Source organism: Dongia sp., assembly GCF_041909655.1.
In the GTDB taxonomy this organism is placed as follows: Bacteria; Pseudomonadota; Alphaproteobacteria; order Dongiales; family Dongiaceae; genus Dongia.
On record NZ_JAYRDA010000003.1, the window covers coordinates 314,365 to 337,392 of the forward strand.

The 23,028-nt window shown below is 63.0% G+C and carries 22 protein-coding genes and 1 pseudogene; 17 read left to right on the forward strand and 6 right to left on the reverse strand.

Going from position 1 to position 23,028, the window contains the following annotated elements; translation table 11 throughout:
- Positions 1–69: 69 nt before the first annotated feature.
- Positions 70–396, reverse strand: coding sequence for a TIGR02300 family protein (locus tag ACE3PR_RS07690; protein WP_374370073.1), 327 nt, complete (start codon positions 394–396; stop codon positions 70–72).
- A 257-nt stretch (positions 397–653) separates the two neighbouring features.
- Here ACE3PR_RS07690 and aroA point away from each other — a divergent pair, with 257 nt between their 5' ends.
- The 5 genes and pseudogenes from aroA (at position 654) to ACE3PR_RS07715 (ending at position 5,546) form a co-directional block, all read left to right on the forward strand.
- Positions 654–1,997, forward strand: coding sequence for a 3-phosphoshikimate 1-carboxyvinyltransferase (aroA, locus tag ACE3PR_RS07695; protein ID WP_374370769.1), 1,344 nt, complete (start codon positions 654–656; stop codon positions 1,995–1,997).
- Positions 1,994–2,665, forward strand: a complete 672-nt coding sequence (gene cmk, locus ACE3PR_RS07700; RefSeq protein ID WP_374370076.1) for a (d)CMP kinase — start codon at positions 1,994–1,996, stop codon at positions 2,663–2,665. Before aroA ends, cmk begins: the two co-directional genes overlap by 4 nt.
- 101 nt (positions 2,666–2,766) lie before the next feature.
- A complete protein-coding gene (gene rpsA, locus ACE3PR_RS07705) occupies positions 2,767–4,506 on the forward strand; it encodes a 30S ribosomal protein S1 (protein ID WP_374370078.1) in 1,740 nt (579 codons plus the stop codon).
- Positions 4,507–4,782: 276 nt separating this feature from the next.
- A pseudogene (gene ihfB / locus ACE3PR_RS07710) lies at positions 4,783–5,055 on the forward strand (integration host factor subunit beta); the annotation flags it as partial.
- Between the two features lie 152 nt (positions 5,056–5,207).
- Positions 5,208–5,546 (forward strand): lipopolysaccharide assembly protein LapA domain-containing protein, encoded by a 339-nt coding sequence (locus tag ACE3PR_RS07715; RefSeq protein WP_374370081.1) that lies wholly within the window; start codon positions 5,208–5,210, stop codon positions 5,544–5,546.
- 51 nt (positions 5,547–5,597) lie between these two features.
- Here ACE3PR_RS07715 and ACE3PR_RS07720 read toward each other — a convergent pair whose 3' ends face one another.
- From ACE3PR_RS07720 to ACE3PR_RS07735, 4 genes are all read right to left on the reverse strand, one after another.
- A complete protein-coding gene (locus ACE3PR_RS07720) occupies positions 5,598–6,800 on the reverse strand; it encodes a glycosyltransferase family 87 protein (protein WP_374370083.1) in 1,203 nt (400 codons plus the stop codon).
- Between the two features lie 65 nt (positions 6,801–6,865).
- A complete protein-coding gene (locus tag ACE3PR_RS07725) occupies positions 6,866–7,618 on the reverse strand; it encodes a class I SAM-dependent methyltransferase (RefSeq protein WP_374370086.1) in 753 nt (250 codons plus the stop codon).
- Entirely contained in the window at positions 7,615–8,604 is a 990-nt protein-coding gene (locus ACE3PR_RS07730; protein WP_374370087.1) for a glycosyltransferase family 2 protein, read from the reverse strand. The genes ACE3PR_RS07725 and ACE3PR_RS07730 overlap by 4 nt, the downstream gene beginning before the upstream one ends.
- Positions 8,605–8,701: 97 nt before the next feature.
- Complete coding sequence (locus ACE3PR_RS07735) at positions 8,702–9,910, reverse strand: ROK family protein (protein ID WP_374370090.1); 1,209 nt, start codon at positions 9,908–9,910, stop codon at positions 8,702–8,704.
- Between the two features lie 215 nt (positions 9,911–10,125).
- Here ACE3PR_RS07735 and xylF point away from each other — a divergent pair, with 215 nt between their 5' ends.
- From xylF to ACE3PR_RS07795, 12 genes are all read left to right on the forward strand, one after another.
- The gene (gene xylF, locus ACE3PR_RS07740) at positions 10,126–11,205 is read left to right on the forward strand and encodes a D-xylose ABC transporter substrate-binding protein (protein WP_374370093.1); all 1,080 of its coding nucleotides are present in this window, start codon (positions 10,126–10,128) and stop codon (positions 11,203–11,205) included.
- A 99-nt stretch (positions 11,206–11,304) separates the two neighbouring features.
- On the forward strand, positions 11,305–12,570 hold the full coding sequence (locus ACE3PR_RS07745; RefSeq protein WP_374370096.1) for a sugar ABC transporter permease: 1,266 nt from the start codon (positions 11,305–11,307) through the stop codon (positions 12,568–12,570).
- A 13-nt stretch (positions 12,571–12,583) separates the two neighbouring features.
- Positions 12,584–13,348, forward strand: a complete 765-nt coding sequence (locus ACE3PR_RS07750; protein WP_374370099.1) for an ATP-binding cassette domain-containing protein — start codon at positions 12,584–12,586, stop codon at positions 13,346–13,348.
- A 62-nt stretch (positions 13,349–13,410) separates the two neighbouring features.
- The gene (locus ACE3PR_RS07755; RefSeq protein WP_374370101.1) at positions 13,411–14,382 is read left to right on the forward strand and encodes a hypothetical protein; all 972 of its coding nucleotides are present in this window, start codon (positions 13,411–13,413) and stop codon (positions 14,380–14,382) included.
- A gap of 216 nt (positions 14,383–14,598) precedes the next feature.
- Entirely contained in the window at positions 14,599–16,011 is a 1,413-nt protein-coding gene (gene ffh / locus ACE3PR_RS07760; protein WP_374370104.1) for a signal recognition particle protein, read from the forward strand.
- On the forward strand, positions 16,008–16,415 hold the full coding sequence (locus ACE3PR_RS07765; RefSeq protein ID WP_374370107.1) for a VOC family protein: 408 nt from the start codon (positions 16,008–16,010) through the stop codon (positions 16,413–16,415). Before ffh ends, ACE3PR_RS07765 begins: the two co-directional genes overlap by 4 nt.
- 44 nt (positions 16,416–16,459) lie before the next feature.
- Positions 16,460–16,831 (forward strand): 30S ribosomal protein S16, encoded by a 372-nt coding sequence (gene rpsP / locus ACE3PR_RS07770; protein WP_374370110.1) that lies wholly within the window; start codon positions 16,460–16,462, stop codon positions 16,829–16,831.
- A gap of 32 nt (positions 16,832–16,863) precedes the next feature.
- Positions 16,864–17,424 carry a ribosome maturation factor RimM gene (gene rimM, locus ACE3PR_RS07775; RefSeq protein ID WP_374370113.1) on the forward strand — a complete coding sequence of 187 codons (561 nt, stop codon included), beginning with the start codon at positions 16,864–16,866 and terminating at the stop codon, positions 17,422–17,424.
- Positions 17,425–17,436: 12 nt separating this feature from the next.
- The gene (trmD, locus tag ACE3PR_RS07780) at positions 17,437–18,159 is read left to right on the forward strand and encodes a tRNA (guanosine(37)-N1)-methyltransferase TrmD (RefSeq protein WP_374370116.1); all 723 of its coding nucleotides are present in this window, start codon (positions 17,437–17,439) and stop codon (positions 18,157–18,159) included.
- A 38-nt stretch (positions 18,160–18,197) separates the two neighbouring features.
- Positions 18,198–18,581, forward strand: a complete 384-nt coding sequence (gene rplS / locus ACE3PR_RS07785) for a 50S ribosomal protein L19 (RefSeq protein ID WP_374370119.1) — start codon at positions 18,198–18,200, stop codon at positions 18,579–18,581.
- A gap of 198 nt (positions 18,582–18,779) precedes the next feature.
- On the forward strand, positions 18,780–20,186 hold the full coding sequence (gene leuC / locus ACE3PR_RS07790) for a 3-isopropylmalate dehydratase large subunit (protein WP_374370122.1): 1,407 nt from the start codon (positions 18,780–18,782) through the stop codon (positions 20,184–20,186).
- Positions 20,187–20,357: 171 nt separating this feature from the next.
- Complete coding sequence (locus ACE3PR_RS07795) at positions 20,358–22,367, forward strand: methyl-accepting chemotaxis protein (protein ID WP_374370125.1); 2,010 nt, start codon at positions 20,358–20,360, stop codon at positions 22,365–22,367.
- A gap of 9 nt (positions 22,368–22,376) precedes the next feature.
- Here the strand turns inward: ACE3PR_RS07795 and ACE3PR_RS07800 are convergent, their stop codons facing one another.
- Positions 22,377–22,868 carry a PAS domain-containing protein gene (locus tag ACE3PR_RS07800; RefSeq protein ID WP_374370128.1) on the reverse strand — a complete coding sequence of 164 codons (492 nt, stop codon included), beginning with the start codon at positions 22,866–22,868 and terminating at the stop codon, positions 22,377–22,379.
- Positions 22,869–23,028 lie beyond the last annotated feature (160 nt).

The window sequence follows — 23,028 nt, forward strand, 5'->3', positions numbered from 1 at the left end:
CCCGGAATTCAAGCATAAAAAAAGACAGTGGAATCAATGCCCATGCAGCGTTTGGCCAAGTCGATCGGCTTAGCGCTCTTCCTCGTCTCCGGTCTCGACGATCTCGATATCCTCGTCATCCTCACCGAGCTCCGAGGCGTCCTCAAGGACCGAATCATCCTCCTCGTCGCCCAAGGCCTCTTCATCGGCCTCGACATCGGGCAGCACGGGATCTTCTTCGGGGGCGGGCTTCACCGGCGTCATTTTCTCGGCCACACGGCGGCGGCTTTTCATGACCGCATCGGGGTCATAGACGGTCTTGCATTTCGGGCACACGATGGTGGCCTTGCGCATATCATAGAAATGCGCGCCACAGCTGCCGCAAACGCGCTTGGTGCCCCATTCCGGTTTGGTCACGTGGTCTCTCCGATCAAACTCCGATGCGAGGTGCCAATTGCCATAGCGCCCTTGCCCTGTCAACGCCCCGGAATTGTGGACAAATCGGATTTCGCGTTGTCGCCGCCGCGGGGCCGGAACTGGCGGAAAATCGGGGTTTCCGTGCAAGGCCCCCCTCGTGCTAGAAGCGCCGCAGCCGGGGAGGGGCCGTTTCCGCCGCCCGGCAGGCACGGATTTTGGGTCACGACATCGGGTCTTTTGGACAGAATCGCATGAATATGCACAGCAGCGCGGCGCGGCCGCTCACTTCCGGCACCGGCACCGGCCTCAAGGGCCGCATCCGGGTGCCGGGCGACAAGTCGGTCTCGCACCGTTCCCTGATGCTGGGCGCGCTGGCTTTGGGCGAAACCGAGATTCACGGCTTGCTGGAAGGCGAGGATGTGTTGCGCACGGCCGCGGCCATGCGGCTCCTGGGCGGCGAAGCCAAGCGCGGCGAGGATGGTATCTGGCGCGCGCAAGGCCGCGGGAACGGTGGTCTGGCGGAAGCGGCCGATGTACTCGATCTCGGCAATGCCGGCACCGGCACGCGCTTGCTGATGGGCCTGGTGGCGCCCTATCCGATGACGACTTTCTTCACCGGCGATGCGAGTCTGCGCTCGCGGCCGATGGCGCGTGTCTCCGATCCTTTGCGATTGATGGGTGCCGATTTCGTGACGCGCAGCAAGGGCCGCCCGCCTTTGGCCGTCATCGGCACGGCCAATCCGCTGCCCATCACCTATAAGCTGCCGGTGGCGAGCGCCCAGGTGAAATCGGCGATTCTGCTGGCCGGCCTCAACACGCCCGGCATCACCACGGTGATCGAACCCGAACATACGCGCGATCATACCGAATTGATGCTGAAAGGTTTCGGCGTCGACATCCGCATCGAAGAAACGCCCGAGGGACGGGCTTCTTCGATCGTCGGCCAGCCGGAACTCAAGGGCCGCAAGATCATCGTGCCGGGCGATCCGAGCTCGGCCGCGTTCCCGATCGTGGCCGCGCTTATCCTGCCCGGCTCCGAGATCGTCATCGAGAATGTCGGTCTCAATCCGCACCGCATCGGACTCATCGATACGCTCATCGAGATGGGCGGCTCGATCGAGATTCAAAATGCGCGCATCGAAGCCGGCGAGAAGGTCGGCGATCTCAAGGTGAAGCACTCGCATTTGAAAGGCGTCACCGTTCCGGCGTCACGCGCGCCATCGATGATCGACGAATACCCGATCCTCTCGGTCGCTGCCGCCTTCGCCGAAGGCGAGACGCGGATGCTGGGACTTGCCGAGTTGCGCGTGAAGGAGAGCGACCGTCTGGGCGCCATGGCGCGCGGCCTCGCGGCCTGCGGTGTCTCGGTCGCGGAGGGCGAGGATTGGCTGGCCGTCACCGGCAATGGCAAAAAGCCAAAGGGTGGCGCGCATATCGCGGTCAATCTCGACCATCGCCCGGCGATGTCGTTCCTGGTTCTGGGCCTCGCGGCCGAGAAGCCGGTCAGCATCGACGACGGCAGCCCGATCGATACCTCCTTCCCCGGCTTTGCCGACCTCATGAACGGCATGGGCGGCAGCATCTCGGTAAAGAACCGATGAAGCCCTTCGTCATCGCCCTCGACGGCCCGGCCGCGGCCGGCAAGGGGACATTGGCCAAGCGCCTCGCCACTCATTATGGCTTCGCCCATCTCGATACCGGGGCACTCTACCGTGCCGTGGGCCTCGCCGTCCTCAAAGCGGGCCAGGACCCCAGCGACCCCAATGCCGCCGCCGCCGCCGCCCAGGCGCTGGATCCGGCCACCTTGCAGGACCCGGAGCTCCGCTCCGCCGCCGCCGGTGATGCTTCCTCCAAGGTTGCCGCCATTCCCGGGGTCCGGGCGGCCCTTTTCGACTTCCAGCGCCGCTTCGCGGCCTCGCCGCCGGGACCGGATGGCCGCTCGTGTTCCGGATCCGTTCTGGATGGCCGGGATATCGGCACGGTGATCTGCCCGGACGCCCCGGTGAAGATCTTCGTGACCGCCAGCGCCGAAGCCCGCGCCGGTCGCCGGCTCAAGGAGTTGCAAGCCCGCGGCGAGAAGGCTATATACGCGCGGGTTTTAGAGGATATCAGGGCCCGGGACGCGCGCGATGCCGCGCGGGCCGATGCCCCGATGAAGCCGGCCGATGACGCCGTGCACCTCGATACCTCGGACCTCGATATCGATCAGGTATTCGACCGCGCCCGTTTGCTGGTCGACCGGGCCCTCGCCGCCCAGCGCGGCGCCTGATCTGGCTCTATCTAGTCTGTCGTTTTCAACTGCGTACCAAGAGACCGCCGGAGACAACCGGCTGGCCGGAAAAATGAGCGTAAGAAAGGACTACCTCTATTATGGCTAAATCTGCTGCGGCGCGCGTCGCCACACATGAAATTCCCGCCGCGAAGGAAAGCTTCGCCGCCCTTCTCGAAGAATCGCTGGGTTCCGCCCAGGGTCTCGAAGGCTCGGTGTTGAGCGGCACTGTCGTCTCGCTGGAAGGCGAGTTTGCGCTGGTCGATGTCGGCCTGAAATCCGAAGGCCGCGTGGCGCTTCGTGAGTTCGGCGGCCCGGCCGGCAAGGCCGAATTGAAAGTCGGCGATGTGGTCGAAGTCTATCTCGAGCGCATGGAAGACAAGAACGGCGAAGCCGTTCTCTCGCGCGAGAAGGCCAAGCGCGAAGAAGCCTGGACCGCGCTCGAGAAGCAGTTCAAGGACAATCAGCGCGTCACCGGCGTGATCTTCGGCCGCGTCAAGGGCGGCTTCACCGTCGATCTCAACGGCGCCGTCGCCTTCCTGCCCGGCTCCCAGGTCGACATCCGCCCCGTGCGCGATGTGGGCCCGCTCATGGGCACCCCGCAGCCTTTCCAGATCCTGAAGATGGACCGCGCGCGCGGCAACATCGTCGTCTCGCGTCGTGCCGTGCTTGAAGAAAGCCGCGCCGAAGCCCGCAGCGAACTCGTCGCCAACCTCAAGGAAGGCCAGGTTCTGCAGGGTGTCGTGAAGAACATCACCGATTACGGTGCGTTCGTGGATCTCGGCGGTGTCGACGGTCTGCTGCACGTCACCGACATCGCGTGGCGCCGCATCAACCATCCTTCGGAAGCTCTGCATATCGTCCAGACCGTCAATGTACAGGTTGTGCGCTTCAATTCCGAGACCCAGCGCATCAGCCTCGGCATGAAGCAGCTGGAATCGGATCCGTGGGAAGGCGTTGCCGCCAAGTATCCGGTCGGCGCCAAGCTCAAGGGCCGCGTCACCAACATCACCGATTACGGCGCCTTCGTGGAACTCGAGCCGGGCATCGAAGGCCTGGTCCACGTTTCCGAAATGAGCTGGACCAAGAAGAACGTGCATCCCGGCAAGATCGTTTCGACCAGCCAGGAAGTCGAAGTCATGGTGCTGGACGTCGATCCGACCAAGCGCCGCATCAGCCTCGGTCTGAAGCAGTGCATGGACAATCCGTGGTCGTCCTTCATCGACAAGCATCCGGTCGGCTCCGAGCTTGAAGGCGAGATCAAGAACATCACCGAATTCGGTCTGTTCGTGGGTCTCCCCGGCGAGATCGACGGCATGGTCCATCTTTCGGACCTCGATTGGGATCGTGCCGGCGAAGAAGCCGTGCAGGATTACAAGAAGGGCCAGATGGTGAAGGTGAAACTGCTCGACGTCGACGTCGAGAAGGAACGCATCAGCCTCGGCATCAAGCAGCTCACCAAGGACAACTTCGCCGAACAGGCCAGCGCCTTGAAGAAGGGCGAGGTCGTCACCTGCACCGTGACCGCGATCACCGATGGTGGTCTCGAAGTCTCGGTCAGCGACGGTGTCGCCGGCTTCATCAAGAAGGCGGATCTGTCGCGTGAACGGGCCGAACAGCGCCCGGATCGTTTCGCCGTCGGCGAAAAGGTCGATGCCAAGATCACCCAGGTCGACGGGAAGACCCGCAAGCTCACCTTGTCGATCAAGGCGCGCGAGGTCGAGGAAGACAAGCAGGCGATGGCTGAATTCGGTTCGTCCGATTCGGGCGCCAGCTTGGGCGACATCCTCGGTGCCGCGCTCTCGAAGGCCAAGAAGGGCAAGAAGGGCGACGACGAGTAAGTCGTTGATCGGGTAATATTATTGCAAATTCGACGCCCCAAGGGTGTTGAATCGGGTCAAGATGGGCCGGGAAGGGCAACCTTTCCGGCCCATTCTCGTTTCTGATACCGACTTTGGTCAAAAAACATAGTCAAATGAGCGGCTTATCCTTGACGAGGGGGATTTTTCCCGGCACGCTTGCGCGCAAATGGGCTGGGGATGCGCCCATCGTCTTGTCGGGCAAGGGAAATGCGCCAAGGGCAAGCGGGGGACGAACGGGCGGATGGGGACCGAAACATGACTAAATCGGAATTGATTCTGCGCATTGGTGAGCTCAATCCGCATCTCTATCATCGGGATGTGGAGCGGATCGTCACCGCCATCTTCGAGGAAATCACCAATGCCCTCGCACGCCAGGACCGGGTGGAATTGCGCGGCTTTGGCGCCTTTTCGGTGAAACAGCGCGACGCCCGCAAGGGCCGCAACCCCCGGACCGGCGAAACCGTCGCCGTCGATGAAAAGGTGGTGCCCTTCTTCAAGACCGGCAAGGAATTGCGCGACCGCCTCAACAGCCGCGCCGAACCGGCGCCGGCAGCACCCAAGCCGGCCGAACCCGCCAGCCCGGCCTCGTTCCCGGGCAAAGAACCCGGTTCCAGTCAGTAAGCTAAGCCCGAGCTCGCGCGGGCGCTGGCCGGACGGGGTGGAAAGAGCAAGCGACTGACATGAACCGCCTCGTCTGGATCGTCACCATCCCCATCGCCATCGCCGTGGTGCTGTTCGCCGTGGTGAACCGCAATCCGGTGGCGCTCAGCCTCTGGCCGCTGCCCTGGGACATCGAGGCCCCGCTCTTCCTCTTCACCCTGGGGACGATCGTCTTCGGCTTCCTGTTCGGCGCCGCGGTCACCTGGATCTCCGGCGGAACGACCCGCCAGAAACTCCGCGCCGCCCAACGCGACCTCGCCCATGCGCAGGACGAGCTGGTGGCCGTGAAGCGCCAGCAGGGGGTCTCGGCCAGGCCCAACAATGCCACTCCGCCCACAGCTCTTCCGCCGGCGGCCTGAGCAGGTCGACATCAAGCGGTGCCATCATGTGCGCCGGCAAGGCTGCCGCACCTAGCTCAGTGATGCTTGTGGAAGCCGTGATTCAATCCAGATTCTCCGCAGCAATACCAGCAGTGTACCCGTGAGAACCACGGGGCCGATCGGCAGCGGAATAAAAATCGCATAAGCGGGGAACAGCCAGGCGAGCGCAAAGATCGTTCGTTCGATCTGGCTCGCTTTGAAGCAGCTGCCTGCGATCAGAATCGCAATGGCTATGATGGGCATATCGTAAATGAGAACGTAGGGCGAAACGATAAAGGCCGCGACCATGGCCAGCGCGCATTTCAGCTTGAAGGTCACGTTCTGCCGGAATGCCCAGATCGTCGCGCACAGCACTGCGATCGAAACGCATATCTGCACGCCCCAGGCAAGGGCGAGATCAATTCCGAGCAAACGGCCGGCCATGAAATAGCTCGGCGTCATCTGCTGAAAGACGCCGTGGCCGAACTGCGCGAAAGCCATCTGCTGTGGTGCCGCCTCGGCGAGGTAAAGCTTCCAGGCATCGATGCCGAGAAATATCACGCTGGCCGTCAGCAGCGCGATGACCGTCGCCGTCGCGACCCAGAACGGTCGCCAATATCCGCCGGCGATCAAAAGGAACGGCAGCAGTAATCCCAGTTGCGGCTTGTAGCTGAGCAGGCCGATCAACACGCCCGCCAGCAGCGGCTTCCGCTCCAGCAATAGCAATCCGCCGCATAACAACGCGCTTGAGAGAAAGCCGTTCTGTCCCATCGCGACGTTGACGAGACAGGCGGGGGATAGCACGAAAGCGGCGATAATGGTCCAGCGCGGGAGGGAGAAGCGGGTGGCAAAGTCATCCAGATTGAGGCGCAAGACCGCGAGCAGCCCGAGGAGTGTTGTCAGAAGCCAGAGCGGCAATGCCACAAAATAGGGCATGAACCCCCAGGGGGCGACGAAATACAGGCTATGCGGCGGATAGGGGAAGGGTATGGCCGCGAGATCCAGACCGATAATCCGCTCCATCCACATCTGATTGAGCACTGGATCGAAAATGGCCGCGATCTCGCCGCGCCACAGCAGGACCGAACTCGTCCAGAAGACCGTGAAATCGCGCCCGATGATCTGCCCCCGCGACAATGTCTCGGTTAGGAAGTGATAATTGTCGATCGCCAGGAACAGCAGCGCGAGTATGGGGCCGACGCGCAGAAATATGCCGCGGGAGAAAGGCAGGCCGCCGTCACGAGTTTGATTCATCAACAGGTCCTGTTACGACGCAACAGAAAGGTAGGCGGCGGCACGGCGAGGATACCGGTCGCCATTCAGCTTTTGACGGCGCGGACTGCATATTGCGCGCCCAAGGGCAACCAACCCAGCAGGACATCGAACCACGCGCCGATCCGGCGCAGGCGCGGTGGTGCGAACATCAGATAGCCCGCATCCACCAGATTGAAGCCGGCGGCAGCTAGGCCACGCTTCACCTCTCTCGCATTGAGCAGGATCGCATGTTCGTCGATCGGGGTGTGTGACACCACGTAACGAGTGACCGGATTGAGCGGGTTGTGTTCGAACACGACGACCTGGCCGCCGGGCTTCAGCAATCGCTGGATCTCGGCATAGACGTCAGGGCGCTCCGCCACGGGCACGTGGTGCAGGACCGAGCTGATAACGACCAGATCGAAGCTGGCGGAATCATGCGGGACGGCGGCACCGGTTTGCTGCAGGAAGGTTGGGCGCGGCAAATCCCGCGGCCAGTTCTTCAGTCCCTGCTGCATCATGCCGCCGGAAACGTCGCTGCCGACAAATCTTGCCTTGATGCCGCTTTGCCCCATGACGCGGATCAGATCGCCGCGCCCGCAGCCGTAATCGAGAATGGTGGCAGGCCCCACCTTATCGTCGCCGCGCCAGAACCGACGGGTCAGCCAGTTCAGCTTGACCGTCAGGAAGTCATCGCCGGATTCACCCAGCAGCGCCTTGACCGAATTATCCATACCGCCGGAATAGTCCGATGCGAACGCATCGAACTCGGCGCCGGGCTGCGGCCGATTACGCTGCTCCGAATCCTCGGACGTCATGAGGCGTCACTCGCTGGTTCGATGCTGCCGGGCGATTTCTCCGTCAATCCGCCGCCGGAATGGTCAGTGACGACATAAAGTGGCCGGCCCTTGCCAGCTTCCGCCAAGCGACCGATGTATTCACCGAGCAATCCCAGGAACATCAGCTGGAAAGCAAAGAGCAGGCCGATGGCGGCGACCAGGCTGGTCCAGCCGGGCAGGGTGAGGCCGAGGCTCCAGCCGACGATCGACCACACACCGAGGCCCAGGCTCGCCGCCCCGACCACCAAACCGGCATAGGTGGCGACGGCCAGCGGCCGGCGGGAGAAGCCGATCACCGCATCCAGGGCGAAGACGATCATCTTGCCCAGGGGATATTTGCTGTCGCCGGCATAGCGCGCGTCCCGGTCATAGAGCAGCGGCACTTGCCGCCCACCGATCCAGGCAACCATGCCGCGGATGAATCGATGTCGTTCCGGCATCTGATTGAGCACGTCGACGACATGCCGCCGCATCAGCCGGAAATCGCCGGAATCGACCGGAATGTCCACATCCGACAGACTGCGGATCAGGCGATAGAATAGAAAGGCCGACCAGCGTTTGAAAGTGGACTCGCCCGCGCGCTTCTTGCGTTGGCCGTAGACCACATCGGCTTCTTCCGATTCCATCAGGGCCAGCATCGGGCCCAGCAATTCCGGCGGATCCTGGAGATCGGAATCGATCGCGAGAATGCGTGCGCCGCGCGCCGCGCGCAAACCGGCGCTCAGCGCCATCTGATGACCGAAATTGCGGGCAAGACGAATCCCCCGGATGCGCGAATCCCTCTCCGCGGCGGCACGAATGGCGGGCCATGTCCGGTCGCGCGAGCCGTCATCCACCAGCACGATTTCAAAAGCCAGACCGGTCGCCTCGCAGGCGGCGGTCACGCGGCGCAAAAACTCGCCCAGTCCCGCATCTTCGTTGAAGCAAGGGGCGACGACCGAAAGGGTAGGTTTGGTATCCGGCACGAGACGCTGACCCTGCTGATATTGTACGGAAAAGGATCGCTCATATTGGATGGCGGTTCAAGGCCCGGCATTTATCGCGCGTTTGGATCAAAAGCAGCTAGGTGCCGACTTCCAAAACCTGCAGCACGATCCCGCGCAGGGTGAGGTCTTCGTCCCAGGGATAGGGGCGGATTTCGGTTTGGGCCAGGAGGGTGTCGACCAGCGCCTCATCGAGGGCGCGGCGCATCTCGGGCTCCATCTGCCGATAGCCGCGGACACCGCTCCCGGTGATGAGGATGAGATCGGGGCTGATGAGCGCGATGAGATTGGAAAGACCGTAGCCCAAGGCGCGGCCGGCCTGCTTGAACAGGCTGACGGCCACATTGTGACCGCTCTCGGCGAGGTCGACCAGGGCCTGCATCTGCTCCTCCGAGGGGTGCAGCGCGTCGGTATTCGGGAGATCCAGCATCGAACGCGCATCGCGATAGAGCGCGTAATCGCCGACAAAACTCTCGATGCAGCCGCGACGCCCGCAATGACAGAGCGGCCCGTCGATCTGGTATTTGGTATGGCCGAATTCGGCCCCGGCCCCGGAACTCGCGGCATGCAGCTTGCCGCCCAGAATGAGGCCCATGCCGACACCGGTCCCCAGCATGACGACGGCGAGATTCTCGACTGGCTGCAGATCGCCGCGCTGCTGGATGGCCAGGGCGATGCAATCGGCGTCGTTCATCGCGATCACCGGCCGGCCGAAACGTGCTGCCAAAGGAGCGGCGATATTGAAATTCCGCAGCGACAGAGCCGGCGACCAGACCAGGGTTTCGGTCTTGTGGATGAGGCCCTGCACGGCGATGCCGATGCCGATGATGCGGCCGACACTGGCTGGAATGGCGGCGATCTCGGCGGCGATGAGATCACCCAGGGCCGCAATCAGGGCTGCGCCGGAAAGCTCCAGCGTGTTCAAGGATCGGCTGGTCACCGGTCCGACCCCGCCTGCGAAATCACCACGCGCCACTTCGATCCGGTTGATGGAAAGCTTCACCGCGATCATGCAGGCGGCATCTGGCGCCAGCTCGATCAGCACCTTGGGCCGACCCCGCCCGCGGCCTGATTCGACGCCATGCAGATCGCTGTCCGCGACTTCGCGGATATAGCCTTCGCGCAGCAGATCGCCGGTGATGCTGGAAATGGTGGCCGGGCTCAATTCCAGAATGCTGCCGAGATCGACGCGGGCCAGGGGGCCGTATCGCCGCACCGCCTGCAGAACGCGGTGCCAGCTTATCGGCTGACTATGCTCGCTTTCGAACTTGTCCATCGCGGCGCCCATGTCATTTGTAACTCTTTTTATTTCATGAAATGAAAGAAATCGACCCGAATTCTTATGCTGCACTTGCGAAAACAACAATCGGCTTGACGGCATCGCAACAACAGGGCGATATTAAATTCGTTTAGTGAAGATAATAGATCGGTTCAACCCGACAACGCGTCACCGGTACTGAACCGATCGCGAGCAAAAACGATCGACCTGGGAGGAGACATCCAATGAAGAATTTCACGAGCCGCCCCGTGGCGCGGCGCGTTGCACTGAACCTGATCACCGGCTTGATCGCCGGTGCGGCTTTCACCGCCGGTCTCCATCTGCCGCAGGCCTCGGCGCAGGACGTCGTCATCGGCGTTTCCTGGTCCAATTTCCAGGAAGAACGCTGGAAGACCGACGAAGCCGCCATCAAGGCCGTGCTCGACGCGGCCGGTGCCAAATACATCTCGGCCGATGCGCAGAGCAATCCGTCGAAGCAATTGGCCGATATCGAAAGCCTGATCGCGGGCGGCGCCAATGCGCTCATCGTTCTCGCGCAGGATTCGGCTTCGATCGGCCCGGCCATCACCGCGGCCGCCAATGCTGGCATTCCGGTGGTGGGCTATGACCGTCTGATCGAGGATCCCAGCGCCTATTACCTCACCTTCGACAACAAGGAAGTTGGCCGCCTGCAAGCCGCCGCGGTCTTCGCGGCGCAGCCCAAGGGCAATTACGTCTTCATCAAGGGCAACCAGGCCGATCCCAACGCGGATTTCCTGCATGAAGGCCAGCTTGAGGTCCTGAAAGCCGCGATCGATGCCGGCGACATCAAGGTGGTGGGCGAGCAATACACCGAAAATTGGGAACCCGCTGTCGCCCAGCGCAACATGGAACAGATCCTCACCGCCAACGACAACAAGGTCGATGCGGTGGTGGCTTCCAATGACGGCACCGCGGGCGGCGTCATCGCCGCGCTGACGGCGCAGGGTCTCGCCGGCATCCCGGTCTCCGGCCAGGATGGCGACAAGGCGGCGCTCAATCGCGTGGCCCTGGGCACGCAGACGGTGTCCGTCTGGAAGGATGCGCGCGAGCTCGGCAAGGCGGCGGCGACCATCGCCCTCGATCTTGCCAAGGGGGCGAAGCTTTCCGACGTGCCGGGCACCGTGCAGTGGAAAAGCCCCAAGGGCGTCGACATGAACGCCACTTTCCTGAAGCCCGTGCCGGTCACCAAGGACAATCTCGATACCGTGATCAGCGCCGGCTGGATTTCCAAGGACGAGGTTTGCCAGGGTGTGTCGGCCGGCAAGGTCGCGGCCTGCAACTAAGCTCTTCTTTCTGGGCCGTGACCGTTTCGCCTTCCGGTCACGGCCCTTTTCTTTCCATCCTTTGCATTCCGGGGATATTGCCCGCATGATCCTTCCGTCATGAGCGATTTGCGCAATCTCTTCGCGCGGCTCGAGATCGACGAGCGACTGCTCGGCATGATCTTCTGTCTCGCCGCCATCTGGATCGGCTTCGACCTTTTTTCGGACGGCCGCTTCATCACGCCGCGCAATCTCTACAACCTTTCGCTCCAGACCACCTCTGTCGCAATCATGGCGATCGGCATGGTGCTGGTGATCATCATCCGCAACATCGATCTCTCGGTGGGCTCGATGCTGGGCGTCACCGCCATGGTGGTGGGCGTCGTGCAATCCTTCTGGCTGCCGGGGATCCTGGGCGGCGGGCATCCGATGATCGTGGTCATCGCCGTCGTTTGCGGCATCGTCATGGGGGCGGCACTGGGCGGCCTCAACGGCTTGATGATCGGCTATCTCGGCGTTCCCTCTTTCGTCGTCACCTTGGGCGGCCTCCTCATCTGGCGCGGCTGCGCCTGGTGGGTGACCCAGGGCCAGACCGTGGCGCCGCTCGACGAGACCTTTACGCTGCTGGGCGGCGGCGTCTACGGCACGATCGGCGAAAATGCGAGCTGGGCCGTCGGCATCGTCGCCGCGATCGCCATCGCCTTTGCCGCCCATCGCCGCCGCCGGCGCCATATCGCCTATGGCTTTCCCGTGCGCCCGCTTTGGGCTGAAATCGTCACCGCCGGCGCCCAATGTGCGCTGGCACTGGGCTTCGTCGCCGTGCTCAACGCCTATGAAATGCCGGCCGTGGCCGCCGAGCGCCTCGCCGAAATGAAGGGTTGGGACGTGCCGGAAGGTGGCCTTCACATCTTCATGGGCATTCCCATTCCGGTGATCATCCTCATCGTGCTGGCGCTGGCTGTCTCGGTCCTCCTCAACCGGACGCGTTTCGGCCGCTATGTCTTCGCGATGGGCGGCAATCCGGAAGCGGCGGAACGCGCCGGCATCAATACCAAGCGCATGACTGTGCTGGTCTTCACCCTGATGGGAGCATTGGTCGGAATCTCGGCCATCGTCGCCTCAGCGCGCCTGCAATCGGCCGGCAATTCCATCGGCTCGCTCGACGAGCTCCGCGTGATCGCCGCGGCCGTGATCGGCGGCTGTTCGCTCGCCGGCGGTGCCGGCACCATTGCCGGAGCAATCCTCGGCGCGGTGGTCATTCAATCCTTGCAGAGCGGCATGTCGTTGCTGGGCTATGACGCCAGCCTGCAGAACATCGTCACCGGCCTGGTCCTGGTTCTGGCGGTCTATGTCGACCGCCTCTACCAGCAGCGCCGGCCGTCTTGAGGAGCATGCTGCGATGACATCCCCCAACGGGACCCCGCTTGTTGACATGCGCAACATCTCGATCAGCTTCGGCGGCGTTCGCGCCGTCGACGATGTCTCGGTCGATCTCTATCCCGGCGAAGTCGTTGGCCTCCTCGGCCATAACGGCGCCGGCAAATCGACCCTCATCAAGATTCTCTCCGGCGCCTATCAGGCCGATAGCGGCGAGATCCATATCGACGGGCAGAAGGCCGAGATCAACAATTCCCGCGATGCCCGCGATTACCGGATCGAGACGATCTATCAGAACCTCGCCCTGGCCGACAATCTCGACGCCTGCGCCAACCTGTTCCTGGGGCGTGAGATCGTGACCGCGGCCGGCCTCCTCGACGAACCGGCGATGGAAGCGGCGGCCAGAAAAGTGATCGGGCGCCTCAATCCCAATTTCAAGAAATACCACGCCCCGGTCGCCGCCCTCTCCGGCGGCCAGCGCCAATCGGTGGCGATCGCCCGCGCGGTCCATTTCAACGCCCGCATCCTCATCATGGACGAACCAACGGCGGCCTTGGGTGTCCAGGAAACCAAGATGGTGGCCGAGCTCATCCAGCAATTGAAGCGCGAAGGCATCGGCATCTTCCTCATCAGCCACGACCTCCACGACGTCTTCGATCTCTCCGATCGTCTGTCGGTGATGAAGAACGGCAAACTCGTCGGCACCGTGCGCACGCAAGACGTCACCAAGGACGACGTGCTGGGCATGATCATTCTGGGGAAGCAGCCCGGCGCCGCAGCGGCTTAGCTGGACAGGCTCGCCGAACTTCGTCAGGCTGGTTGCGTTTTTCACCAGTACGCCCGAATACCATGTGGTTCACGCCGCCGAAACTTTCGCCCCTTGGCCTCAAGCTGAAGTCCCTTGAGGGCGGTGGTCAATCGCCCGCTCAGTTCTACGGCGAGACCGAGGATGGTCGCCCAGTTTATGTCCGATATCGCGGTGGGTGGATTCAATTGCATCAGGGCGACATCGGTGCTTCGCAGGACGACCCGATGCAGAAAGTATTCGCTGCAGAAATCGGCCCCTATCTAGATGGCTCCATGGTGGTCGAGCAGGCCTGTGAAATACTCGGACTTCATGTGCCTGGGATGCGCCCGGTCTCGCACGACGTGCTGATGGAGGGACGCCAATTCTATCCCATCCGCGATCTTTCCGGGGACACGACCTTCTGGGATCGCAGCATCTATACGACCATGACAGGCATACCGGATATTTTCGCTGGCCTGCCTTCACTTGGCCGGCCTTATGTGATTATTGAGCGTAATCGACCCGATAATAAGTATCAGCCGGTTGACTCCTTAACTGATGCGTTTGGTCGGCAGGCTCATATTGGGTTCGATCCCGTACCGAGCGCCATTGATGAAATGAATAGAGGGTTTGATCCCGAGCGCCGACAGGAATTGTTTTCCGCCTTACTTCGCGTCGACTTGTTCTACTTCGGGAGCAAGTGGATGGGGCGCGACTACGGCTTTCAAATGTCGGAGGCGCGAAAAATTCATCTTTCTCTTGAATGCCCGACAGCGCCTGGCCCGCAAAGGAAGGCAGCCGAAGAAGTGGTGGAAGCGATCCGGTCTCGCGTTGGCACACTGGTGGATTTTATCGACGTGAAGACGCGCGCCGTTGTTCGGCAGGGCGAGGTCTGGTACAGCCGAGAAGAGCGTGACTGGTGCTTGGCTAACCCGAACCGCATCTTCGGGTTCAGTTATGAGAAGATCGGGCCGGGTGAGGATTTGGACCTGGCCGTGCGACCCGCGGCTGAGGGCCTGCCAACGCAAGGTTAACTCTCGTTAATCATCAGCCGCTCAACACTTGCCGCAGGCTCCTCCCAAACATTGACTCTCCCGCCCGAAACGCCTAGTTTCCGCGCGCTTTACCGGCTTTTGGCAGAGCTTTTGGCCCCGAGGGGCCCCGTCCGTTGGCGAGTTTCGCTCACGGGCGCGTTTTCGTTTTGCCGCTAAGCCGCCCGGTAAGCCATTGTGAAAACTGACGGATTTTCGATGTTCGAAAAGCTGAGCGAACGACTGGGTGGGGTACTCGACAAGCTGACCAAGCGCGGTCAGCTGGCCGAAGCCGATGTCGACGAGGCCTTGCGCGAGGTCCGGATCGCTTTGCTCGAGGCGGATGTCGCTTTGCCGGTCGTCAAGGATTTCATCACCGCTGTCCGGGCCGAGGCCGTGGGCGAAAAGGTGGTGAAATCGGTCACCCCCGGCCAGATGGTCATCAAGATCGTCCATGACGAGCTGGTAAAGGTGCTGAAGCCCGCCAATGATGACGATGGTGTTGGGGGGGCTGCGCTCGATTTCAACCATCCGGCCCCGGTTCCGATCCTGATGCTGGGCCTCCAAGGCTCGGGCAAGACCACCTCGACCGCCAAGATCGCGCGGCGCCTTGCCGAGAAGCAGGGCAAGAAGGTGCTGATGGCCTCGCTGGACGTGCGCCGTCCGGCGGCACAGCAGCAGCTCGCCATTCTCGGCGAACAGACCGGCATCAAGACCCTTCCCATCGTTCCCGGCGAGCCGCCGGTCGCCATCGCCAAGCGCGCCATGAATACCGGCCGCCTCGAAGGCTATGACGTGGTCATGCTGGATACCGCCGGCCGCCTTGCCATCGATGACGAGCTGATGGCCGAAGTGGCCGCAGTGCGCGATGCGGTGAAGCCCCATGAGAGCTTGCTGGTCGCCGATGCGATGACCGGCCAGGACGCGGTCAATACCGCGAAGGCGTTCCAGGACAAGGTCGGCATCACTGGCATCATGCTGACGCGTATCGACGGCGATGCGCGCGGTGGCGCGGCCCTCTCGATGCGTGCTGTTACCGGCAAGCCGATCAAGCTGCTGGGTACGGGCGAAAAGCTCGACCAGCTCGAAGACTTCCACGCCGACCGTGTCGCTGGCCGCATCCTCGGCATGGGCGACATCGTCTCCCTCGTCGAGAAGGCGATGGAGGCCACCGAACAGCAAGAGGCCGAGAAGCTCGCCCTCAAGATGCAGAAGGGCCAGTTCGACCTCAACGATCTCGCCCAGCAGATGAAGCAGCTGCAGAAGATGGGCGGCCTCGGCGGTGTCATGAGCATGCTGCCCGGCATCGGCAAGATGCAGAAGCAATTGGAAGGCAAGATCGACGAGAAGGTGATCAAGCGTTCGCTCGCCATCATCTCCTCGATGACACCCAAGGAACGCCGCGTCCCCGATCTCATCAAGGCCTCGCGCAAGAACCGCATCGCCAAGGGCGCTGGCGTCCAGGTCCAGGAAGTGAACAAGCTTCTCAAGCAGCACCAGGAAATGGCGCGCATGATGAAGCAGGTCTCGAAGCTGGGCCAGAAGGGCCTGATGCGCCACGGCCTCTCGGCGCTCATGAAGGGCGGACCCATGGGTGGTATGGGCGGTGGTGGATTCGGGGGCATGCGATGATGCTCGATCACGTTTCCATCGGTGTCGCCGATCTTGGAAAAGCGCGCGCCTTCTACGACGCCGTGCTGGCAACGCTGGGCTATGCCCGTGTCTTCGATGTCGACATTCCGGGCCAGGGCCTGGTCGCCCATGGTTACGGCGCCACCAAGGAAAAGCCGGAATTCTGGATCGGCGTGCCCGCGCGCATCGATAGCGACGCCAATGCCAAGGGCGGCGCGCATATCTCTTTCGTCGCCAAGGCGCGCAAGGACATCGATGCCTTCCACGCCGCCGCGCTCAAAGCGGGCGGCAAGGATAACGGTCAGCCCGGCCTCAGGCCGGAATATCACGCCACTTACTACGGTGCCTTCGCCTTCGATCTAGACGGCAACAAGATCGAAGCCTGTTCGCACCATCCCGAATAACAACCCGATTATCGAAGTTCGTATCTGAAAGGAGAACTACCCTCATGTCGTTGAAAATTCGCCTCGCCCGTGGCGGCGCCAAGAAGCGTCCGTTCTATCGCATCGTGGTGGCCGAGAGCCGCTTCGCCCGCGACGGCCGTTTCGTCGAGCGCATCGGTTCCTACAACCCGATGCTCGCCAAGGATGACGAGAAGCGCATCGTGCTCGATCTCGATCGCGCCAAGCATTGGCTCTCGCAGGGTGCCCTGCCGACCGAGCGCGTGCAGCATTTCCTGGCCGTCGCCGGTCTGATGGAAGCGCCCAAGCGCCACGAGCAGACCACCAAGGACAAGCCGAAGGCGAAGGCCCAGGAACGCGCCAAGGCCGTTGCTGAAGCCGCCGCCGCTGCTGCCGCAGCACCGGCCGCCGAGGCCTGATCGGTAGACCTTTCGTGAGTGGGAAACCGGCAATGGTTCTGATGGGTGCGATCATCGGTGCGCATGGCATCAAGGGCGAGGTGAAGGTGAAATCCTTCGCCGGCACGCCCGCGGCCATCGCGACCTATGGCGCGCTCGAGGATGCCAAGGGCCGGTCCTTCGACCTCACCTTGGTGGGGCAAGCCAGTCCTGGGAAGGGTCCTGGTGGCAAGGATGTCCTCATCGCCCGCATCAAAGGTGTCGGCGATCGCAACGCAGCCGAGGCGCTCAAGGGCGTCGAGCTTTACGTGGCGCGCGATCGCCTGCCGCAGATTGCCGGCGCGGAGGAATTCTACCTCGCGGACCTGATCGGTCTTACCGCTTTCGACCAGCACGGCAATGCTATGGGCAAGGTCGTGGCGGTCGAGAACTACGGGGCCGGCGATGTGCTCTCGATCGAGGGTGGTAGTCCGGGCGCCTTCGATGTCGCCTTCACCCGCGCGCTGGTGCCCGTGGTCGATGTCGCGGGCGGCAGGCTTGAACTCGATCTGCCCGATGGTTTCTTCGACAAGCCGGAAGGCGAGCCGGAAGAAGCCGGCGCGACGCTGAACTGACGGATCAGGGAGGTGACGGAAGACGCCATAGCCACCAAAAGCTGGACAGCCCGCATTCTGACCCTGTTCCCGGATATGTTTCCGGGGCCGCTGGGTCAGAGCCTCGCGGGCAAGGCTTTGGAGAAGGGCATCTGGCGCTGTGAGACGATGGATATCCGGGGTTTTGCCACGGACAGGCATCGCACAGTCGACGATACCCCCTTCGGCGGTGGCGCCGGCATGGTGATGCGGCCCGACGTGATCGATGCGGCGCTCGCTGCGGCGATGCAGGATCATGCCGGACCCGCGATCTACCTCACCCCGCGCGGGCGCCTGCTCAAGCAGGATCTGGTGCGGGATCTGGCGGCGGGGCCGGGCGTGGTGGTTCTGTGTGGCCGCTACGAGGGTCTGGACGAACGGGTGATCGAAGCGCGCGGATTGCTGGAGGTGAGCCTCGGCGATTTCGTGCTCTCGGGCGGCGAACCGGCCGCCCTGGCTTTGATCGATGCCTGCGTGCGGTTGCTTCCCGGCGTCATGGGCGCCGAGGAGACGCTGGCGGAGGAGAGTTTCAATACCGGTCTGCTGGAATATCCGCATTACACGCGGCCGGCGGAATGGAACGGGCGGTCTGTCCCGGAGGTGCTGATGTCGGGTCATCACGAGAAGATCCGACGCTGGCGCCAGGAACAGGCCGAAGAGACGACAAGATTGCGGCGTCCCGATCTTTGGGACGCCTATCGGAAACGTGGCGCCTGAGCGCGCCGCAGAAGTTGAAAGAAGAAAGGACGACGACAATGACCATGTTGCACGAATTCGAAGCCGCCCAGCTCGCGAAGCTGCAGGGCGCCACCAGCGTGCCGGATTTCCGCCCGGGCGATTCGGTGAAGGTCTCGGTGAAGGTGGTGGAAGGCGACCGCGAGCGCGTCCAGGCGTTCGAAGGCGTCTGCATCGCCCGCAAGAATGCCGGCGTGAACTCCTCGTTCACCCTCCGCAAGATCTCCTATGGCGAAGGTGTGGAACGCGTCTTCCCGCTGTTCTCGCCGCGCCTCGTCAAGATCGAAGTGGTGCGCCACGGCGATGTCCGCCGCGCCAAGCTCTATTATCTCCGCGGCCTCCGTGGCAAGGCGGCGCGCATCACCGAGCGCGCCTACAACCCGGCCGACACCGCCGGCGAATAAGCGATCGGTAATATTGTTTCCGGCCGGCCCGGTGACAGGGCCGCCCTGGAAGCATAAGACCACTGAGCTTATGTCATTACCTCGTCCGATCGTTTCTGCCGCGCCGCCTTCAGGTGGGCGCGGCAGGGACGGGGACGGCGGCAACACGGGCTCCCGATTTCGGGCTTTCGGCGGGACCCAGGGTTATCAACCTCGGGAATGAAAATGGCGAAGACGCTGTTCGACAAGATCTGGGAAAACCACCTGGTACATCAGCAGGATGACGGTACCTGCCTCATCTATATCGACCGCCATCTCGTCCACGAAGTGACCTCCCCGCAGGCTTTCGAAGGCCTCCGCAATAGCGGCCGCAAGGTGCACCGGCCGCAGGCGACGCAGGCCGTGGCCGATCACAACGTGCCGACCAGCGACCGCTCCAAGGGCATCACCGAGGAAGAAAGCCGCATCCAGGTCGAGACGCTGGAAAAGAATTGCCGCGATTTCGGCGTGCCCTATTTCTCGATGGACGATATCCGCCAGGGCATCGTCCACATCATCGGCCCGGAACAGGGTATGACCCAGCCGGGCATGACCATCGTCTGCGGCGATTCCCACACCTCGACGCACGGTGCCTTTGGCGCCTTGGCCTTCGGCATCGGTACCTCCGAGGTCGAGCATGTGCTGGCCACCCAGACGCTCATCCAGAAGCCGGCCAAGAACATGCGCATCACGGTGGATGGCAAGCTCGGCGCCGGTGTGACGGCGAAGGACGTGGTCCTTGCCATCATCGGCAAGATCGGCACGGCCGGCGGCACCGGCTATGTCATCGAATTCGCGGGCTCGGTCATCCGCGGCCTCTCGATGGAAGGCCGCATGACGGTCTGCAACATGACGATCGAGGCGGGTGCCCGCGCCGGTCTGATCGCCCCCGATGAAACCACCTTCGAATATCTGAAGGGCCGCCCGATGGCGCCCAAGGCGGCGGCCTTCGAACAGGCGGTCTCCTTCTGGAAGACGTTGCCGTCGGACCCGGACGCAAAATACGACGTCGAGATCGAATTGAAGGCCGAGGATATCGTGCCGCAGGTCACCTGGGGCACCAGCCCCGAGGACGTCCTCCCCATCACGGCCAAGGTGCCGAACCCCGCCGATGTCACGGACGAGAACAAGCGCCGCGCCATGGAACGGGCCCTCGATTACATGGGCCTCACCCCGGGAACGCCGTTGAAAGAGGTGAAGGTCGACCGCGTCTTCATCGGTTCCTGCACCAATGGCCGCATCGAGGATCTCCGGGAAGTGGCGAAGCTCGCGGAAGGTCGCAAGGTCGCCGCTCATGTCAATGCGATGGTGGTGCCGGGCTCGGGTCTGGTGAAGGCCCAGGCCGAGGAAGAAGGCCTCGACAAGATTTTCATCGCTGCCGGTTTCGACTGGCGCGAGCCGGGCTGCTCGATGTGCCTTGCCATGAACCCGGACAAGCTTTCTCCGGGCGAGCGTTGCGCCTCGACCTCGAACCGCAATTTCGAAGGCCGTCAGGGCCGCGGCGGCCGCACCCATCTGGTCAGCCCCGCCATGGCGGCGGCGGCGGCGATCACCGGGCATCTGACCGACGTGCGCGAACTCAAGTAAGCACGCGCGTTTCCAGCCCGTATTTAAGACAAATACACGCGCTATCGCCGCTCCGGCGATAGCGCGTTTTCTTTTTGCGACAGCGATCGTGAAATGGCGACAGATTGCCGCGATACAGGCGCTATCGCGGCGGCTTAGAGAATGTCGTCACATCTCGAAGGGATATAAGCCGTGCGCCTCAACGAGCCCGTCACCAACCGCGAAGTTCACATGCTGGATGGCGAGGTTCTGGTTACCAGAACCGATGCCCAGGGGCGCATCACCTTCGTCAATCAGGCCTTCCTGCGGATCAGCGGCTTCAGCGAAGACGAATTGATCGGCCAGCCGCACAACATCGTCCGCCATCCGCAGATGCCCAAGGAAGCCTTCGGCGATCTCTGGGCCACGATCAAGGCGGGCCATGCCTGGGAGGCGCCGGTCAAGAACCGCACCAAGGCCGGCGATTATTATTGGGTGCGCGCCAATGTGACCCCGGTGATCGAGAACGGCGCCGTCACCGGCTATATCTCGGTGCGCAGCAAGCCCGACCGCGAGGAAGTGGCGGCGGCGGGCAAGGTCTATGACGCCATCCGCGCCGGCCGTGCCGACGGCCTCACCGTCGAAGGTGGCCGCATCAAGCGCACCGGCTTCGCCGCGCGGCTGGCCGCGATCAGGCAAAGCATCGCCGCCCGCATCGCGCTCACACTCGGCATCCTCGTGCTCGGTTTCGTCGCCGTCGGCTGGATCGGTTTTTCCGGCAAAGATCCCGCGGCAGCGCTGCGCATGATGTGGATCGCCGCCGCCACCGGCTTCATTGCTGCCTTCCTCATGTGCCTCCTCATCCACCGCACGCTGAAGGCGCCGGTGGCGCGGCTCGAGCGGCAATTGACCGCGATCGCGCGCGGCGAATTCGGCCGGCCCGTGCCGGACGATCCCATCCTCGAATATCAGGGCATCAGCAATGTGGTGCGGGCGATGAAGGCCCAGCTCAGCTTCGCCGTCGAGGAGAAGATCAAGCTCGATCTCGATGCCGTGGCGCGGCGCGAGAAAGCCTTGCGCGAAATGGCCGATGCGGTCGAGACCCAGACCGAAAGTGCCGTGGGCACGGTCGCCGGCTATACCCAGAACATGTCGGAAAGTGCGCGGCACATGGCCGGGGCGGCGCGCAAGGTCAGCGAGAATTCGCAGGCCGTCTCGGCCGCCGCCGCCGAGATGCTGGTCAACACCCAGACCGTCGGTTCGGCCACCGAACAGCTCGCGGCCTCGATCAAGGAAATCGCCGCCCAGCTCGACCAGACCGTGGGCGTCAGCCGCGCCACCATGGCCTCCTCCGAGGCGACCATGGACGACATCCGGAAGCTCTCCGAGGTGGTCGACCGTATTTCCGTGATCACCGGCGTCATCCGCGACGTGGCGGCCCAGACCAATCTTCTGGCCCTAAATGCCACCATCGAGGCGGCGCGCGCCGGCGATGCCGGCAAGGGCTTCGCGGTGGTGGCGGGCGAGGTCAAGAATCTCGCTGCCCAGACCGCCAACAGCACGGCCGAGATCGAGAAGACCGTCGAGGAGATCCGCGCCGCCACCGCCGTCTCGGTAACCTCCGTCAACGCCATCGTCGCCCGGATCGGCGAGGTCGATTCCTATGCCAGCAGCATTGCGACCGCGGTCGAAGAGCAATCCGCCGCCACCAGCGAAATCGCGCGCAGTGTCGGCCAGGCCGGCGATGCCGCCAAGGAAGTGGCCGAACGCATCAATCTCGTGGCCGAGCAGGCCGAGCTCACCGGCACCCAGGCCGAAACCGTGCATGCGTTGGCCAGCGACGTCGATAGCAGCATCCACGATCTCCGCGCCACCGTGGTCAGGGTCGTGCGCCAGGTGGACGCGGCGGTCAACCGCCGCAAGAACCCGCGCCTCAGCCTTTCCACCCGGATCGAGGTGGATCTCGGCGATACCCGTTTCGAAACACAGCTCATTGATATTTCCGAAGGTGGTGCGCGCCTCGTTTGGCCGGCCGAGCGCAAGGCGCCGCCCGCGATCGCTCTCAAGCTCGGCACCGGCATGCCGGCCTTGCGCCTTGCTGTGAAGGAACAGCGCGGCGCCATGCTGCGCGGCCAGTTCTCGCTCGGCGATGCCGAGCAGCAGGCGCTCGCCGCCTTCATCGCGCGCGCGGGTGGTGGTGCTGCAATGGAACGGGCCGGCTGACGCCGCCGCTCAGACCAGCGGCAGATCGACCGATTTGTGGGCGGCATAAACCAGGATCTTGTCGACCTCGGTGCCGTTGCTGGACAGCGGCAGGAAAATGGATTCGAGGCTGAGCTTGTGCCGGTCGGCCGAGAGATGCGGCGTGGTATCGATCCAGGGTGCCCGCGACAGCACCACCTGGTCGTAATTTCTGAGGGCGTGGCTGGGATCGGCGCAGAAGGCATTGTCGACCACGGCAAGTCCGGTGGGGTCCTTGCCGCGCAATTCCACCTCGCGCGTTCCCACCAGGCGATAGACGTAAAGCCGGTCATCCGCCACCACATCGACCAGCAGCAAACCGGGCAGGAAGGGTTTCATGTCGAGCGGATCGAGATCGCCCCGCGCCGGCATCAGCCGCTCGCCCCGTTGCCGGTCCCAATAGTGGTAGAGCGCCTGGATATCGGCCGGCATGGCATCCAGCCAATCAGGCGCCGATCGTGTCATGTGCGGTAAGCCCGTCATGCCCGCCGGCTCCTGCAGCCATCTGATGATGTGCGTATCATCTTCTTATCCTAACACAGCGCCCCCGATGAATATTGGCGAAGATGGATCGTAGCGGAACTATTTTAATGCGTTAGCGGGCATTTTACCGGTATTCCAAACCGTGATCGTTAACGGGGGA

What these genes read in the sequence shown, in the direction of transcription:
- aroA (WP_374370769.1), top strand. Translation starts at nt 654, where the DNA reads ATGCACAGCAGCGCGGCGCGGCCGCTCACTTCCGGCACCGGCACCGGC.
- cmk (WP_374370076.1), top strand. Translation starts at nt 1,994, where the DNA reads ATGAAGCCCTTCGTCATCGCCCTCGACGGCCCGGCCGCGGCCGGCAAG.
- rpsA (WP_374370078.1), top strand. Translation starts at nt 2,767, where the DNA reads ATGGCTAAATCTGCTGCGGCGCGCGTCGCCACACATGAAATTCCCGCC.
- ACE3PR_RS07715 (WP_374370081.1), top strand. Translation starts at nt 5,208, where the DNA reads ATGAACCGCCTCGTCTGGATCGTCACCATCCCCATCGCCATCGCCGTG.
- ACE3PR_RS07720 (WP_374370083.1), bottom strand. Translation starts at nt 6,800, where the DNA reads ATGAATCAAACTCGTGACGGCGGCCTGCCTTTCTCCCGCGGCATATTT.
- ACE3PR_RS07725 (WP_374370086.1), bottom strand. Translation starts at nt 7,618, where the DNA reads ATGACGTCCGAGGATTCGGAGCAGCGTAATCGGCCGCAGCCCGGCGCC.
- ACE3PR_RS07735 (WP_374370090.1), bottom strand. Translation starts at nt 9,910, where the DNA reads ATGGGCGCCGCGATGGACAAGTTCGAAAGCGAGCATAGTCAGCCGATA.
- xylF (WP_374370093.1), top strand. Translation starts at nt 10,126, where the DNA reads ATGAAGAATTTCACGAGCCGCCCCGTGGCGCGGCGCGTTGCACTGAAC.
- ACE3PR_RS07745 (WP_374370096.1), top strand. Translation starts at nt 11,305, where the DNA reads ATGAGCGATTTGCGCAATCTCTTCGCGCGGCTCGAGATCGACGAGCGA.
- ACE3PR_RS07750 (WP_374370099.1), top strand. Translation starts at nt 12,584, where the DNA reads ATGACATCCCCCAACGGGACCCCGCTTGTTGACATGCGCAACATCTCG.
- ACE3PR_RS07755 (WP_374370101.1), top strand. Translation starts at nt 13,411, where the DNA reads ATGTGGTTCACGCCGCCGAAACTTTCGCCCCTTGGCCTCAAGCTGAAG.
- ffh (WP_374370104.1), top strand. Translation starts at nt 14,599, where the DNA reads ATGTTCGAAAAGCTGAGCGAACGACTGGGTGGGGTACTCGACAAGCTG.
- ACE3PR_RS07765 (WP_374370107.1), top strand. Translation starts at nt 16,008, where the DNA reads ATGATGCTCGATCACGTTTCCATCGGTGTCGCCGATCTTGGAAAAGCG.
- rpsP (WP_374370110.1), top strand. Translation starts at nt 16,460, where the DNA reads ATGTCGTTGAAAATTCGCCTCGCCCGTGGCGGCGCCAAGAAGCGTCCG.
- rimM (WP_374370113.1), top strand. Translation starts at nt 16,864, where the DNA reads ATGGTTCTGATGGGTGCGATCATCGGTGCGCATGGCATCAAGGGCGAG.
- rplS (WP_374370119.1), top strand. Translation starts at nt 18,198, where the DNA reads ATGACCATGTTGCACGAATTCGAAGCCGCCCAGCTCGCGAAGCTGCAG.
- leuC (WP_374370122.1), top strand. Translation starts at nt 18,780, where the DNA reads ATGAAAATGGCGAAGACGCTGTTCGACAAGATCTGGGAAAACCACCTG.
- ACE3PR_RS07800 (WP_374370128.1), bottom strand. Translation starts at nt 22,868, where the DNA reads ATGACGGGCTTACCGCACATGACACGATCGGCGCCTGATTGGCTGGAT.